The following is a 15,343-nucleotide window of genomic DNA, read 5'->3' on the forward strand; positions in this document are numbered from 1 at the left end:
AAACAAAAGCGACCGCGACCGGCGCGTTGGCCCCGGTCGCGGTCGCTGCGAAGGGGGGAGGCTACTGCGCCTGGACCGTCGCGATCCGGTTGGTCAGCATGGTGACGAACGGCGCGCGGGCCCGGGTCTGCTGCTCGAAGGCCAGCAGCTGGGCCAGCTCCTCGACGGTCAGCATGCGCAGCCGGGCGCGCAGCTGGGCCAGCGTCATCGCCGGGTAGTCGTAGCGGATGGCGACCTCGGGGGCCTGCACCTCCTCGGGCTCCGGCTCGGCGGCGGGCTCCTCGGCGGCCTGCTCGGACTCGAGCAGCAGCAGCGACGCGGGCGCGGCCTTGCCGTTGGTCTGCTCGGCCGGGATCTCCTCGGTGAACAGGTCGAAGCGGCTGGCATGGCCGTTGGTGGCGACGGCGGGCTCCGGGGCGACGTCCTCGTCGAAGGTGGCCCAGGCGGGCTGCTCCTGCGGGGCCGAACCCAGACGTTCGAACAGGCCGTCGCCCTTGAGCGCGAGGCTGGTGACGAACTGCTGCACGTGCATGGTGGTCTGCAGCACGCGGCTCAGCGCGGTGATCGGGAAGTTGACCGCGGCGACGGGCAGCCGCCGGGTCTCTTCTAAGGCGTAGACGGCGGCACCGGCGGCGACCCGGGCCAGGTACGGAGGACGGAACATGGTCCCAGCCTGCCGCAAACCGCCTGTGATGCAAAGGTCCAGACCACCCCGATGTGACTTTCGCCCCTCGATCCGCCCTGATCCCGCCCGCGCGGCGCACGTAAGCTGTGGACTATGACCTCGGCAATTCCCTTGAACGTCGGTATCACGCGCTCCGCGGGCGCGTCCGCTGCCGGTGGCAAGCGCGTGCTGCTGGCCGAGCCGCGCGGCTACTGCGCAGGCGTCGACCGCGCCGTCGAGACCGTGGAGAAGGCGCTGGAGAAGCACGGCGCCCCGATCTACGTCCGCAAGGAGATCGTGCACAACCGGCACGTGGTGGAGACGCTACGTGAGCGCGGTGTCGTGTTCGTCGACGAGACCGACGAGGTGCCCGAGGGCGCGCTGGTCGTGTTCTCCGCCCACGGCGTGGCGCCGATCGTGCACGAGACCGCCGCCGAGCGGAACCTGCGCACCATCGACGCGACCTGTCCGCTGGTCACCAAGGTGCACCAGGAAGCCAAGCGCTTCGCCCGCGACGACTACGACATCCTGCTGATCGGCCACGAGGGCCACGAGGAGGTCGAGGGCACCGCCGGTGAGGCGCCCGAGCACGTCCAGCTGGTCGACGGCCCCGACTCGGTGGACAAGGTCACCGTGCGTGATCCGTCGAAGGTGATCTGGCTGTCGCAGACCACGCTGTCGGTCGACGAGACCATGGAGACGGTGCAGCGGCTGCGCGAGCGGTTCCCGACGCTGCAGGATCCGCCCAGCGACGACATCTGCTACGCCACCTCCAACCGGCAGACCGCGGTGAAGGCGATGGCACCCGAATGCGATCTGGTGATCGTGGTCGGCTCGCGCAACTCCTCCAACTCCGTGCGGCTGGTCGAGGTCGCCCTCGGCGCGGGCGCGCGGGCCGCGTACCTGGTCGACTACGCCCGCGAGGTCGACCTCGCCTGGCTCGACGGGGTGCGCACGATCGGTATCACCTCGGGCGCGTCGGTGCCGGAGATCCTGGTGACCGGTGTGCTCGACCTGCTCGCCGAGCACGGCTTCGGCGAGGTGCAGCCGGTGACCACGGCCAACGAGACCCTGGTGTTCTCGCTGCCGCGTGAGCTGCGCGCCGCGCGGCGCGACGCCCCCGCCCAGGGCTGACACAGACCGACATATAAAGGAAGCCCCGTCGCGAAGTTCGCGGCGGGGCTTCCTGGTTCTCACACGTTGTCGGGCCTGCGCCGTTCGGTGCGACCGGTGTCGGCGCGATCGCGGTAGCGCACCGTCGGCTGGGGATGCGGCTGCGGGTCGGGCCTGCGGCGCGGGGTGCGCGCGGCGTCGGCCTCGCGCGGGGCGGCGTTGCGGGCGGCGCGCGGCTCCCTGGTCCTGGCCGCGGCGGGCGCGCGCTTGGGATCGGTCGCGCGCGGCGCACGGCGGGCCGGGCCGGCCATGTCGACCTCGGTGACCGGGTCGTCCAGGACGGCGGTGGCGCGGCGGGTGCGCTGGCGGCCGGTGTCGCCCGCGGCCTCGGGACGGCGGCGCTTGACCGGCTTGCGCTCGGTCTTGCGTTCGGCCCGGCGTTCGTCGGAGAGCGGGCGGGCGGTGGCGGGGGTGCGCTTGGCGATCGCGATCCGGGCACCGCCGATGGCGAGGACGAGGACCGTGGCCAGCATCATCGTCGGGAAGCGCTCCACCAGCGGGATGACAAGGTTCATCAGCACGTCTTTGATGGAGGTGGTGGCGCGCCCACCCAGCAGCTGGCAGGCCACCGGCACCGCGACGAACAGCAGCAGCGGCGGCATGACCATGGTGGAGAACAGCCCGCGGAACCGCACGGCGCACACGGCCAGCACGCAGCCGAGCACATACAGCGCCGAGAAGGTACCCGTCGGGTAGGTCTCGCCCCCGATCGCGTCGATCGCGAACCCCACCATCGTCATGCCCGCGGCAAGCAGAATCGCGCCCCAGGCGGGGATGCCGGGCACCGAGGGCAGGATCGAACGTTGCGGCGCGGGCACCCGGGGTCGCGCACGTTGGGAAGCAGCCACACTATGACACTAACCGCACAACGCGCCGTCAGGCGCTGCGGCACGGGGATCTCAGCGGCGATCCTCGGCCTCGGCGAAGGCCACGGCCCGCGGCCTGGCCTCGGTCAACCGGATTGCCGGCAGCTCCTGATCGGCGATCCCGAGATCGTGCATCCGGCGCGCGGTGACCATTACCCGTGACTCGACCGAGCCGACGGTGGCGTTGAAAGCCGCTACTGCCTTACCGAGATTCACCCCGAGATTGTCCAGGTGGTCGGCCACCTTGCCGACCCGGGTGTAGAGCTCCTTGCCCAATTGCTGCACCGTTGCCATATCGCGGGACAGCGCTTCCTGGCGCCAGCTGAACGCGACCGTCCGCAGCAGCGCGATGAGCGTCGTGGGGGTCGCCAGGATCACGTTCCGCCCGAACGCGTACTCCAGCAGCCCCGCGTCGGTGGTGAGCGCGGCGTCGAGGAACGGATCGCCCGGCACGAACAGGACGACGAACTCCGGCGCCGGATCGAACGCCGCCCAATACTCCTTGTCCGCCAGCTGGTCGACATGGGCGCGCAGATGCTTGGCGTGCCGGGCCAGCAGCTGGTCGCGGGCGGTGGGGTCGTCGGTGGTCGCGGCGTCGAGGTAGGCGGTGAAGGGGACCTTCGCGTCGACGACGATGTGCCTGCCGCCCGCCAGCCGGACCACCAGGTCCGGCCGCACCCCGCCGCGATCGCCGCCGCCGGCCCGGTGCACCTGGGTATCGAAATCGCAGTGCCTGGTCATGCCCGCCAGCTCGACGACACGCTCCAGCTGGATCTCCCCCCAGCGGCCGCGGACCTGCGGCGCGCGCAGCGCCGCGACCAGCTGCCCGGTCTGGTCGGAGAGCCGGTGCGAGGTGCGCTGCATCCCGGCGACCTGCTCCCGCAGCCCCGAGTAGGCGTCGATCCGGTGGTGCTCGACCTGGCGGATCTGCTGCTCGAGCGCGCCGACGGCATCGCGCAGCGGATCGACCATCGCGCCGATCGCGGCCGAATGCCTGCGCGCCGCATCCTCGTTCGCCGCGTGCAGCGATTGCTGCAGCAACCGTTGATTGTCCCCGGCCGCCGCCAGCCTGGCCTCCGCCGCGGCGGCGCGTTGCCCGCCCCGGGCGGAATGCCCCAACCAGCCGAGACCGAACCCGGCAGCGAATACCAAGACGAGCGCGACGAGCATCGAGGCGGTCATAGCGGCGATAGTGCCGGAAGCCACCGACAAACTCGCAATCACCGGGCAACCCGGGCGTGGTGACGCGCCGGTGCGGCACACCCGAGGGGTGCGTCGATTGAATTCTGTCGGGGGTGTGGCCTAAGTTTCGCGGCATGCGGATCCTGCACACCTCCGACTGGCACATCGGGCGCACCTTCCACGGTGTCGACCTGTTAGCCGATCAGGCGGCGGTGCTGGCGTCGATCGCGGACCTGGTCGCGGCGGAGTCCGTCGACGTGGTCGTCGTGCCGGGCGACGTCTACGACCGGTCCATCCCGAACGCCGACGCGATCGCGGTCTGCAACCGCGGGTTCGAGGCGATCCGGGCCGCGGGCGCGGTGATCGTCGCGACCTCGGGCAACCACGATTCGCCCGCCCGCCTCGGCGCGGGTGCCAGCTTCGCGGCGGCGGGCGGGCTGCATCTGTGCACCAGGGTCGCCGACGCCGACCGGCCGGTGCTGCTCGCCGACAGTCACGGCGAGGTGGCCTTCTACGGGATCCCGTATCTGGAGCCGGAGATCACCCGCGCCGAACTCGGTGTGCCGCAGGCCCGCTCGCACGCGGAGATCCTCGACGCCGCGATGGGCCGCATCCGCGCCGATCTCGCCGGTCGGCCGGGCACGCGCACCGTGGTGCTCGCGCACGCGTTCGTCGTCGGCGGGGAGGCGACGGGGTCGGAGCGATCGATCTCGGTGGGCGGGGTCGAGACGGTGTCGATGTCGGCGTTCGACGGGATCGACTATGTGGCGCTGGGACACCTGCATTCGCCGCAGACCCTGTCGGAGTCGGTGCGCTACAGCGGTTCTCCGCTGCCGTACTCGTTCGCCGAGAATTCCCACCGCAAGGCGGTCTGGATCGTCGATCTCGACGCCGACGGACTGGCCGCGGTGCACCGCCACGACCTACCGCTGGTGCGCGGGCTCAGCAAGCTCACCGGCACCCTCGACGAGCTGCTCACCGATGCCGGATTCGCCGACGCCGAGCCGCATTACGTCTCCGCGACGCTCACCGACAGCACCCGCCCGGTCGACCCGATGCGTAAACTGCGCGAGCGATTCCCGCACGCGGTGCACGTGGAATGGGTACGCCCCGAGGGCAATCCGGAGCTGCGCTACCGCGAGCGGGTGCACGGCCGCCGCGATGTCGAGGTCGCGGCGAGTTTCCTGACCGATGTGCGCGGTGCGCCGACCGGAGGCGAGATGCGATGGGTGGAGCGTGCGCTGGCCGCCGCCGTGCGCGAACCCGACGCGGGTCGCGCCGAAACCCGTCGCGCTGCGGACGAATTCGAGGCCATGGACGTGACCGCGTGAGGGCTGCGCTGGGCGGTGCCGCGTGAGGCTGCATCGACTGGAGATGGTCGCGTTCGGTCCCTTCGCCGAGTCCACCGTCGTGGACTTCGACGTGCTCGGCGCGGACGGTCTGTTCCTGCTGCACGGTCACACCGGCGCGGGCAAGACCAGCATCCTCGACGCCATCGCCTTCGCGCTGTACGGGCGGGTGCCCGGCGCGCGCGGGGAGGGCAAGCGACTGCATTCCGATCACGCCGACCCGCAGACGCCGCCGAAGGTCACCCTCGAGGCCACCCTCGGTGGTCGTCGGCTGCGACTCACCCGCAGCCCGGCGTTCGAGCGGCCGAGCAGTCGCGACAGCACCCGGTTCACGGAGGTGCAGGCCAAGGGCACGCTGGAATGGCTGGACGGGTCGGGCGAGAATCTGTCCAGGCTCACCGATATCGGCGACGAGGTCGTGCGCCTGCTCGGCATGAGCGCCGACCAGTTCTTCCAGGTCGTGCTGTTGCCCCAGGGCGATTTCGCGAAGTTCCTGCGCGCCGAGAACGAGGATCGCGAGAAGCTGCTCGAAAAGCTCTTCGACACCCAGCGATTCGGCACCGCCGAGACGTGGCTGGCGGACCGCCGGCGCGCCGCCGAGGCCGACCTCACCGCCCGAACCCAGGGCATCGACCGACTGATCACCAAGGTCGGCATGGCCGCGGGCTATGGCGGCGCGGAATCGGTCGGCCTGCCCGACGCGGTGACCTGGTCCCAGGATCTGCTCGCCACCGCGCGCACCGAGCTGGCCGAGGCGAACGCGAACGCCGAACTCCGTCAGAAGGAGTCGGGCGAAGCCCGCGCCGAGGCCGAGGAGCAGCGCCGCGTCGCCGGGCTGCACGCCCGGATGGCGGCGGCCCGCGCGGAACTGGCCGCGTACACCGCCGACGCCCCGCGCCGGGCCGAGCTGGAACGCGAACTCGAACAGGCCCGCCGGGCCGAGCCGGTGGTGCACGCCATCGACGAGGCGCGGTCGGCTGTGCGTGCGCTGCGCCGCGCGGAGGGATCTACCCGGACGGTCGCCGGTGAATTGGCCGTCCAGTTGGGTGCCGAGGCGGCTGCGGATATCGCGGGGCTGGATCTGCTGACGGTGGTCTTCGACGACGCTGATACGCCGGTTGAGCGAGTGGATTCCACTGGTGGACTCGGTGATACGCGACGCGTCGGCGGCGTGCGATCTGACGGCGGGTCACCCGGACCAGATAGTGAACAGGGCACCTGGGCGGGCCGCCGCCCCTCCGGTTCACGTGGCGCGCGGCCGGAGGATCTCGGCCGAGTCCGCGATGTCGAGGGCGATCTCGATGCCGTGGTGAGTCAGTGGAACGCCCAGCTCGGTGTGCTCGGTGAGGTGCGGGCCGACGCCGAGACCGCACGTCAGCTCGCCGTGGATCTCACCGCGCACGAGGCCGAGGTGACGCGCCTGACCGCGCGCGCCGGCGAACTCGCGCAGCGCCGTACCGAATTGCCCGCCGTGCTCGCGGGAGCGGGGGAGCAGCTGCGCGAGGCCACCGATGCCGCGGCCGCGCTGCCCGGACTGCGGACCGAGCTCGGCAAGTGGCAGGAATCCGCCGCGGCCGCCGTCGAATTGGCCAAGCAGCGGCCCGCGCTGGACCGGGCGCAGACCGAGTTCGACACGGCGCGCCGGACCCATCTCGACGCCAGGGAGCGCGTGCTCGATCTGCGCACGCGTCGGTTGGCGGGCATGGCGGCCGAACTCGCGGGTGCCCTGTCGGCAGGCGCACCGTGCGCGGTGTGCGGTTCGGCCGAGCATCCCGACCCCGCCCGCCCCACCGACGACGCGGTGTCCAAGGACGCCGAGGACGCGGCCACCGCGGCCGAGCAGGCGGCCGAAGCCGCACGCGACCGGATCGCCGAGCGCATCGGCGTCATCGAACGCGAGATCGAGGCGCTGACCGCGCGCGGCGGCGACGCCGACCCGGTCACCCTGGCCGATGCCGTGCGCACCGCCACCCACCGCTTCGACGACGCCGCCGACAGCGCCGCCCGCGTCAAAACCCTCACCACCCGCCTCGACACCCTGCGCGCCGAGGAAACCACCCTGCACGAGCAGTCCCGCGACCTCGACGCCCGCCTCGGCACCGCCACCGCGACCATCACCGCCACCCGCACCCGCCTCGACGAACTCACCCTCCGCCTGCGCACCGCCGCCGGCGCCGACGACTCGGTCGACGCCCGCACCACCCGCCTCGAATCCCTCATCACCGCCGCCACCACCCTCCGCACCGCCCGCACCGAGGAATCCGCCGCCCGCGACACCGTCCGCCACATCGCCACCCGCATCGAAAACCTCGCCCAGTCAGCCGGTTTCGTCCCCGAGGGCTACGAAAGGATCCCCACCACCCCGGCCCCCGTGCCGCACGAGGCGTCGGTTGATGGCACCGCCGGTGCGCTTACCGGCGACGTTGCCACTGTCGCGCCTGCCGATGGTGACCCCGCGACAACGACTCCGGTCGACATCGCAGGTGCGCCGTTGAAGTCGTTGGCTCCCAGCAAACCTCAGTCTTCGATGTCCGGCGATGGTGTGGGGGATTCGGTGCCAGCGAACGGCCCGGGAGCACCGGCCGATGTCGCTGGCGACGGCACGGGGTCTTCGCCGATCGACGGCGGGGCTGGTGTGGAGGCGACGGCCGATGGTGTCGACGGGCAGGCCTCGGGCAGCGACGGCGAGGCCGCTGGCACTGGGGATGGGGCGCGATCGCGTTCCAAGCGAGCCGCGCGGTCGGTGCGCGCCGAGCCCGAGATGCCCACGCTGTTCGACCTTTTCGACGACGAGTCGGTCGAGGACGAACCGGAACCGGAGCCCGAACCGGCGCCGCGGCGCGACGATATCGCCCTGCTCACGGCGTACGCCCAGCTCGTCACCGTGCTCGCCCGCACCGCGGCCCAGCAGTCGGCGATCGAATCCGAGCTCACCGCTGCCGATCGGGCCCGTGCCCACGCCGACGCGGTCCTCGCCGAGCCGCAGATCCAGGCGGTGGCCGAGCAGGTGCCTGCCGATCTGGCCGCGCTGGAACAGCGTTTCGCCGATGCCCAGACCGCGTTCACCGCGGCGGTGGCGACCCAGTCGGCCGCCGCCGAGCGGGTCGCGCAGCTGGAGCAGCTGGGGACCCAGCTGTGGGGTGAGGTCGAGCGGATCGCGCCGAGGCAGCGTGATTTCGACGAGCTGGCCACGCTGGCCGACGTGGTCGCGGGGCGTGGCGAGAACAATCGCCGGATGTCGTTGCGCTCGTACGTGCTCGCCGCGCGCCTCGAGGAGGTCGCGGTCGCGGGTTCGCTGCGGCTGCGCCGGATGTCGGGTGGCCGCTACGAATTCGTGCACTCCGACAAGGCGGGTCCGCGTGGCAGGCGCGGTGGCCTCGGCCTCGATGTCCGCGACGACTACACCGGCGCCGTCCGCTCCGCGAAGACCCTCTCCGGCGGTGAGACCTTCATGGCCTCCCTGGCTTTGGCGCTCGGCCTGGCGGATGTGGTCGCCGCCGAAGCGGGCGGCCTGGTCCTGGACACCCTGTTCATCGACGAGGGCTTCGGCAGTCTCGACGCCGACACCCTCGACGCGGTCATGGGCGTCCTGGACGAACTGCGGGCGGGCGGCCGCGTGGTCGGCGTGGTCAGTCACGTCGACGAGATGCGCCAGCGGATTCCCAGCCGACTGCACGTCCTACGCGGCCGAACGGGCTCGCAGCTCCAAGCAACTGTCGCCTGACGACGGGGGCCGGGTTTCTCCTCGGTCTGTCGTCGCTCAGGGAGTAGCTCCGACCCGGAGCCCCCAGATCAGGCCGTCGGTTCGGGCACCGGATCGGCCCGAACCGCACCCCCGGACTTCGGCGCGAACCCCGGCAACCACCCGTCGACATACGGGATCATCACCTGGATCAGCGGCCCGATGCCGAAGGCATAGACCAGCGTGCCGATGCCGACGCTGCCCCCGAGTAGCCAGCCGGTGATCAACACCGTCGCCTCGATGCCGGTGCGGACCGACCACACCGGCCACCCGGTCCGGGCGACCAGTCCAGTCATCAGTCCATCACGGGGTCCTGGACCCATCCCCGCGCCGATGTAGAGCACGGTCGCCGCGGCGTTGACGACGACGGCGAGCACCATCGCCGCCACCCGCACCCACAGCGCCTCGGCCGCGGGGATCAGCCACAGCCCGACGTCCACGGATACCCCGATCACGATCACATTGCTGACCGTGCCCAGCCCCGGCTTCTGCCGAAGCGGAATCCACGCGAGCAGCACGACGACCCCGGTCACCGCGGTGACGGCGCCGAAACTCAGCGGCACGTGCGCGGCGACGCCCTGGTGGAAGACGTCCCACGGATCGAGCCCGAGCCCGGCCCGGATCATCACCGCCATCGACGTCCCGTACAACCACAGACCGGTGTAGAGCGCGATCAGGCGACGAGTGAGCATGGGTATCAGCATCCGGGCCGACTGGACCTCATGAAAGAGCCAATCGTGAGTTACTGGCCTTACTATCTCAGGCCTCGTGCGCGAGCAACCACCGCTTGGCGTCGAGTCCCCAGCGGAACCCACCCAGCGCACCACCGATCCGCAGCACCCGATGACACGGCACGAACAGCGCCGCGGCATTGCGCGCGCACGCGTTCGCGGCGGCCCTGGTCGCCGCCGGCCGACCGGACAGCCCGGCGAACTCGGTGTAGGTGACCGGCTCGCCCGCGGGCACCTTGCGCAGCACCTCCCACGCGTGGGTGAGGAACTCGCCGGAGCGCTGGCGCACGGTGATCGCGTCGATCGCGGTGAGCTCGCCCGCGTGGTAGGCGGTCACCGCCCGGGTGACCTCGCCGAGCGCGTCCCGCCGCCGCAGCTCGGCGGGACGCAGGGTGGCGTGGATGACGCTGGTGAGCTCGGCCGGGTCGGCGGTCCAGCCCGAGGCGAGGACCGCGCCGTCGGCGTCGACGATGGCGGTGAACGGTCCGATCGGGGTGGCGACGGTGGCGACGTCGGCGCGTCGAATGCTGGTGTCGGTCATGATGCTTCGCTTCCGTTGACGGGGCGGGAAGGGCGGGGCGCGGCGATGACGCCGCGATGTTCGAGTGCCGTCTTCCACAGGTGCATGGACAGGTAGGAGCGCCACGGCGCCCAGCGGGTGGTGTGGTCGAGGTCGACGCCGGCCAGCGTCGCGCCCTGGCGGACGACCAGGTCGGTGCCGAGCAGGATGTCCGGATCGGCGAGCAGGCGCATGGTGACGTAGTCGGCCGTCCACGGCCCGACGCCGGCCAGCGCGAGCAGGTCGCGGCGCAGTTCGGCGGCCGTGCGGCCGGAGTGCAGGACCAGCTCGCCCTCGGCGATCGCCCGGGCTGCCGCCACGACGGCCGACACCCGGCGGGCCGGTCCGGTGAGTACCTCCGCGCCGCGCTCGGCGACCACGTCGGGGGTGGGGAACAGCCGGGGCGCCGGGCCGTCGATCCGATCGCCGAGGGCGCCGACCAGGCGCGCGGTGTGGGTCGCCGCGGCCTGGACCGAGATCTGCTGACCGATCATGGTGCGCAGCAACAACTCCGGGCCGTCGAGGCAGCCGGGCACGCGAATGCCCGGTCCGAACCCGTGGCCGGGAACCGCCGTCGCGACGACGGGAAGTCCGCTGTCCGGGACGGCGAGGCCGAGACCCTCGTCGATGCCCTGCGGATCGGCGTCCAGGTCGAGCAGGTGCCGCACGCGCGCCACCGTCGGCGCCAGGTCGCGCATGTCGCGCAGCGCCAGTTCGGCCCGCACGTGGCCGGGCTGGAACGACAGCCGGACGGTGGCGTGCCCGTGCGGAGTTCGCAGCCCGCGGGTATAGACGCCGTCCTCCCACAGCTCCATGCCGGGCACGGTGTGCGCGGACAGGAACCACGCCAGCCACCCGGTGTCGAGCGGCTCCCGGTACGGCAGGCGCAGCGTGAGCAGGCCCGGCGCGGCGGGTGCGACGGCATCGGAGCGCGGCGAGCGCCGTGACTCCGTGCGCATGGTCGTCGGGCTGACCGCGAACACCTCGCGCACGGTGTCGTTGAACTGGCGGATGCTGGCGAACCCGGCCGCGAAGGCGATGTCGGACATCGGCATCTCGGTGGTCTGGATCAGCAGCCGCGCGGTGTGCGCGCGATGCGCCCTGGCCAGGGCCAGCGGTCCGGCGCCGAGTTCGGTGGTGAGTACCCGGGTGAGCTGTCGCTGGGAGTAGCCGAGGGTCGAGGCGAGCGCGGGCACGCCGCCGCGTTCGATCACCCCGTCGCCGATCAGCCGCATGGCCCGCGCGGCCAGATCGGCCCGGACATTCCACAGCGGCGAGCCCGGCGCGGCATCGGGGAGGCACCGTCGGCAGGCGCGATACCCGGCCTGCTGCGCCGCCGCGGCGGTGGGCAGGAAGGAGACATTGGCCCGCTTGGGCGTGATCGCGGGGCAGGAGGGCCTGCAGTAGATACCGGTCGTGCGCACCGCGGTGAAGAACTGCCCGTCGAAGCGGGAGTCCCGGGTCGAGACCGCCCGGTAGCAGCGCTCGAAGTCCAAAGCCGTGATCGTCACGGGTTCCACAATGCCCGCGAAGCGAGCGGGTCGCTAGCGGAAATCGGCCACTATCCCCGGTGACCCGATGACGGTAATTCGTAGCTGATGAGGTCACCCGGTTGGCATTGCAGCTCCCGGCACAGCGCGGCGAGGGTGGAGAACCTGATGGCCTTCGCGTGCCCGTTCTTGAGCACCGACATGTTGACCACGGTGATCCCGACCCGCTCCGCGAGTTCGGTGAGGGTCAGCCCGCGCTCGGCGAGCAGGTGGTCGAGGTGCACGCGCACGCCCGTGGCTTCTTCCGGCGGCATCAGATCAGGCCCGCGGTGTCGTCGCGCAGCGCGGTGCCGCGCCGGAATACTTCGGCCAGCGCGACGAGCACCATCCCGACGAGAAGCGCTGCGAGGGTGGGCGATCCGGCGTCGAGCGTGAACCGCAGCAGCACCAGATCGTGGCCGTCGAGCGCCCGGGACTGGAGTTCGGCCCTGGTGAACGCCGCGACCGTCGGAACCAGCAGCGCGCCGCCGAGGACCGTGCCCGCGACGGTGTAGATCCGGCGGACATTCGGCGCGACGAACGGGTCGCCCTGCGCCAGGCTCCCGACGATCCGCAGGACCGCGATCAGCGCGACCAGGACGGCCATGGCGAGCAGCAGTCCGGGCGTCGCGAGCAGCAGTCGCTCCACGGCATCGGGCTGGTGGAAGGTGATCGTCAGGTTCCCGTCGACGGCGACGCCGACATCTCCCGCAGTCCTCGCGTCGACGACCGGCGCGGCGATGTCACCCGGCCGGTCGACGACGATCGTTGTCGGATGGCCGCCACCGCGCGCGGGCACCAGCGCGGCGATCCACAGCAGTTGATAGACCGCGACGAGACCGGTGATCCCGATCGCGAGGAGAAGCACGGTCCGGAGCACGGCATTGTCGGTACCGGACCAGCGGAATGCGGATGACGTAGGCATGATCGGCCCCCCGTTTATCGTTTTTCGATATTAACGATAAACGATATGGAGGCCGATGTCAGCAGCAGCGGGTGGTCGGGTTCCGCTCGGCTTCGGCGTAGCGGTCGCGCCAGTACTGGCGTTCGCTGGGGACGGGGCAGCCGGGGTGGGTGCGCCGCAAGTGCTCGACGTAGCGCTGGTAGTCCTGGCCGCCGTTGATCGCGCTGTACCACCGGGCGACCCCGCGCACGCCCGCCCACACCCGCGCCAGCAGCGCCGGCGCGGCCGGGCGCGGCGCCGTGGCCGCAGGGGCGGGGGCGGCCGATCCGGTGAACCGGCCGCTCCCGTCCCGCGACACACTCACGACACGTGCGCCGATCCGGGTGCGGTCACCTTGCCCTCGGCGATCAGCACATCCCACTCCTTCTGCACGTCCTTCTCCGCGGCGGTCGAGACGAAACCGCTGGGCGCGAAGATCTTCGACGGCTGCTCCTCGGACTCGGTGCTCGACACCGTGCCCGACCGGATCGCCCGCGCGCACACGATCGCGCCGACCACGGTGACGATCAGCACCAGCACCGCGAACACGATCGAGAGCGTGCCCTGGATGAAGGTGTTGCGGATGGCGATGTCGACCTGCTCGGGCGTCTTCGCGGTCAGGCAGCCCGTGCCCGCCTCCTTGGCGGCCTGGCACAGGCTGTGCTGCTTCCAGTAGCCGAGCTTGGGATCGGCGGAGAAGATCTTCTGCCAGGACGCGGTCATCGTGACCAGCAGATCCCAGACCAGCGGGACGCCGGGGATCCAGGCCCACTTCAGCAGGCCGCGCTTGATGATGATGGTCAGCACGATCGTCAGCGCGATCGCGGCGAGCAGCTGGTTGGCGATGCCGAACAGCGGGTAGAGCGCGTTGATGCCGCCGAACGGATCGTTGACGCCCATCAGCAGCACGCCACCCCAGCCGGCGACGACCAGCAGCGAGCACAGCCACGCGCCGATCCGCCAGGACGGATCGCGGAACTTCGTGAACCCGCCGCCGAAGTTGCCCAGCGCGTCGGAGACCAGGAACCGGGCCACCCGGGTGCCCGCGTCGATCGTGGTGAGGATGAACAGCGCCTCGAACATGATCGCGAAGTGGTACCAGAACGCCTTCATCGATTCGCCACCGAGGAACTTGTGGAAGACCTCGGAGATGCCGACCGCCAGCGTCGGCGCGCCACCGGTGCGCGAGATGATCGATTTCTCACCCACGTCGGCGGCCGCGTCGGCGAACAGTTCCGGCGTCGCGGGCGGACCCGACAGGCCGAGCGTATTCGTGTAGGCCGCGGCCTTTTCCGGCGTGCCGCCGGTGAGCCCGAGCGGCGCGTTCATGCCGAAGTACAGGTGCTGATCGATGATCGAGGCCGTGATGATGGCCATCACCGCGACGAACGACTCCATCAGCATGCCGCCGTAGCCGATCATCCTGGCGTTGGATTCCTTGGCCAGCAGCTTGGGGGTGGTGCCCGAGGAGACCAGCGCGTGGAAACCCGACAGCGCGCCACAGGCGATGGTGATGAACAGGAACGGGAACAGGCTGCCCGCGAACGCGGGACCCGTTCCGGTGTGCGCGAATTCGGAGACCGCGGGCGCCTTCAGCACCGGCATCGTGATCAGGATGCCCGCCGCCAGCAGCACGATGGTGCCGACTTTCATGAACGTCGACAGGTAGTCGCGCGGGGCGAGCAGCAGCCACACCGGCAGCACCGAGGCGAAGAAGCCGTAGGCGATCAGGCACCAGGCGATGGTGGTGCGCGAGAGGGTGAACCAGTCGGCGCCCCACTCGGTTTCCGATACCCAGCCGCCGCCGACGATCGCCGCCAGCAGCAGCACGATGCCGATCGCGGAGACCTCGCCGACCTGGCCCGGCCGCAGGAACCGCAGGTACACGCCCATGAACAGGGCGATCGGGATGGTCATCGCGATGGAGAACACGCCCCACGGGCTCTCCCCGAGCGCGTTGACGACGACCAGCGCCAGCACCGCGAGCAGGATCGTCATGATGGCCAGGATCGCCACGATCGCGGCGACACCACCGACCGTGCCGAGTTCGTCGCGCGCCATCTGCCCGAGGCTGCGGCCGCGCCTGCGCGTCGAGGCCCACAGCACCAGGTAGTCCTGCACCGCGCCGGCGAAGACCACGCCGACGATGATCCAGATCGTGCCGGGCAGGTACCCCATCTGCGCGGCGAGCACCGGGCCGACCAGCGGCCCGGCGCCCGCGATGGCGGCGAAGTGGTGACCGTAGAGCACCCGCCGGTCCATCGGCATGAAGTCTTTGCCGTTGTCGTAGATCTCGGCGGGGGTGGCGACGTCGTCGCGCGGCTTGGTGATCTTCCATTCGATGAACCGCGCGTAGAACCGGTACGCGATGATGTAGGTACAGACCGCCGCGATGACGATCCACACCGCGTTGACCGACTCACCGCGGACGAACGCGATGATCGCCCAGGCGATCGCGCCGAGCACGGCGATCCCCGCGAACACGGCCTTCTTGGCGGGCGTGATCGGGGTGCGATCGACGACACCGACCGGAGGCAAGTCCGGGTCGGTCCGCAGATATTCGATGGTCGCCATGTGCCAACTCTCCTGGTATAACGCGCAGAGC

General features: G+C 71.1%; 13 protein-coding genes. 3 read left to right on the top strand and 10 right to left on the bottom strand.

The genetic code is table 11. The annotated features are described in order from the left end of the window. Nucleotides 1–61: 61 nt before the first annotated feature. Nucleotides 62–664 (bottom strand): lipid droplet-associated protein, encoded by a 603-nt coding sequence (locus ACFVW6_RS05630; RefSeq protein WP_365007795.1) that lies wholly within the window; start codon nucleotides 662–664, stop codon nucleotides 62–64. Between the two features lie 114 nt (nucleotides 665–778). Here ACFVW6_RS05630 and ACFVW6_RS05635 point away from each other — a divergent pair, with 114 nt between their 5' ends. Next, complete coding sequence (locus ACFVW6_RS05635) at nucleotides 779–1,798, top strand: 4-hydroxy-3-methylbut-2-enyl diphosphate reductase (protein WP_378823400.1); 1,020 nt, start codon at nucleotides 779–781, stop codon at nucleotides 1,796–1,798. Between the two features lie 59 nt (nucleotides 1,799–1,857). Here ACFVW6_RS05635 and ACFVW6_RS05640 read toward each other — a convergent pair whose 3' ends face one another. After that, nucleotides 1,858–2,685, bottom strand: a complete 828-nt coding sequence (locus ACFVW6_RS05640; RefSeq protein WP_378823398.1) for a DUF6542 domain-containing protein — start codon at nucleotides 2,683–2,685, stop codon at nucleotides 1,858–1,860. Between the two features lie 51 nt (nucleotides 2,686–2,736). Further along, nucleotides 2,737–3,885 (bottom strand): DNA recombination protein RmuC, encoded by a 1,149-nt coding sequence (locus ACFVW6_RS05645; RefSeq protein WP_378823396.1) that lies wholly within the window; start codon nucleotides 3,883–3,885, stop codon nucleotides 2,737–2,739. Nucleotides 3,886–4,019: 134 nt separating this feature from the next. Here ACFVW6_RS05645 and ACFVW6_RS05650 point away from each other — a divergent pair, with 134 nt between their 5' ends. Continuing rightward, nucleotides 4,020–5,216 carry an exonuclease SbcCD subunit D gene (locus ACFVW6_RS05650; RefSeq protein WP_378823395.1) on the top strand — a complete coding sequence of 399 codons (1,197 nt, stop codon included), beginning with the start codon at nucleotides 4,020–4,022 and terminating at the stop codon, nucleotides 5,214–5,216. A gap of 22 nt (nucleotides 5,217–5,238) precedes the next feature. Further along, nucleotides 5,239–8,958 (top strand): AAA family ATPase, encoded by a 3,720-nt coding sequence (locus ACFVW6_RS05655; RefSeq protein ID WP_378823393.1) that lies wholly within the window; start codon nucleotides 5,239–5,241, stop codon nucleotides 8,956–8,958. A gap of 68 nt (nucleotides 8,959–9,026) precedes the next feature. Here the strand turns inward: ACFVW6_RS05655 and ACFVW6_RS05660 are convergent, their stop codons facing one another. The 7 genes from ACFVW6_RS05660 to ACFVW6_RS05690 form a co-directional block, all read right to left on the bottom strand. Then, entirely contained in the window at nucleotides 9,027–9,668 is a 642-nt protein-coding gene (locus ACFVW6_RS05660) for a YitT family protein (RefSeq protein ID WP_378823391.1), read from the bottom strand. A 67-nt stretch (nucleotides 9,669–9,735) separates the two neighbouring features. Next, entirely contained in the window at nucleotides 9,736–10,248 is a 513-nt protein-coding gene (locus ACFVW6_RS05665; RefSeq protein WP_378823389.1) for a methylated-DNA--[protein]-cysteine S-methyltransferase, read from the bottom strand. Then, nucleotides 10,245–11,786, bottom strand: a complete 1,542-nt coding sequence (locus ACFVW6_RS05670; RefSeq protein ID WP_378823388.1) for an Ada metal-binding domain-containing protein — start codon at nucleotides 11,784–11,786, stop codon at nucleotides 10,245–10,247. Before ACFVW6_RS05670 ends, ACFVW6_RS05665 begins: the two co-directional genes overlap by 4 nt. 41 nt (nucleotides 11,787–11,827) lie before the next feature. Next, entirely contained in the window at nucleotides 11,828–12,070 is a 243-nt protein-coding gene (locus ACFVW6_RS05675; RefSeq protein ID WP_355276472.1) for a helix-turn-helix transcriptional regulator, read from the bottom strand. Then, nucleotides 12,070–12,720 (bottom strand): DUF2975 domain-containing protein, encoded by a 651-nt coding sequence (locus ACFVW6_RS05680; protein WP_378823387.1) that lies wholly within the window; start codon nucleotides 12,718–12,720, stop codon nucleotides 12,070–12,072. Before ACFVW6_RS05680 ends, ACFVW6_RS05675 begins: the two co-directional genes overlap by 1 nt. Before the next feature lie 58 nt (nucleotides 12,721–12,778). Beyond that, nucleotides 12,779–12,949: a YbdD/YjiX family protein gene (locus tag ACFVW6_RS05685; protein WP_378825559.1), complete on the bottom strand. Its 171-nt coding sequence runs from the start codon at nucleotides 12,947–12,949 to the stop codon at nucleotides 12,779–12,781. 110 nt (nucleotides 12,950–13,059) lie between these two features. Beyond that, nucleotides 13,060–15,312, bottom strand: a complete 2,253-nt coding sequence (locus tag ACFVW6_RS05690; RefSeq protein ID WP_378823385.1) for a carbon starvation CstA family protein — start codon at nucleotides 15,310–15,312, stop codon at nucleotides 13,060–13,062. Nucleotides 15,313–15,343: the final 31 nt, after the last annotated feature.

This window comes from Nocardia sp. NPDC058244, assembly GCF_042882065.1.
Taxonomy (GTDB): domain Bacteria; phylum Actinomycetota; class Actinomycetes; order Mycobacteriales; family Mycobacteriaceae; genus Nocardia.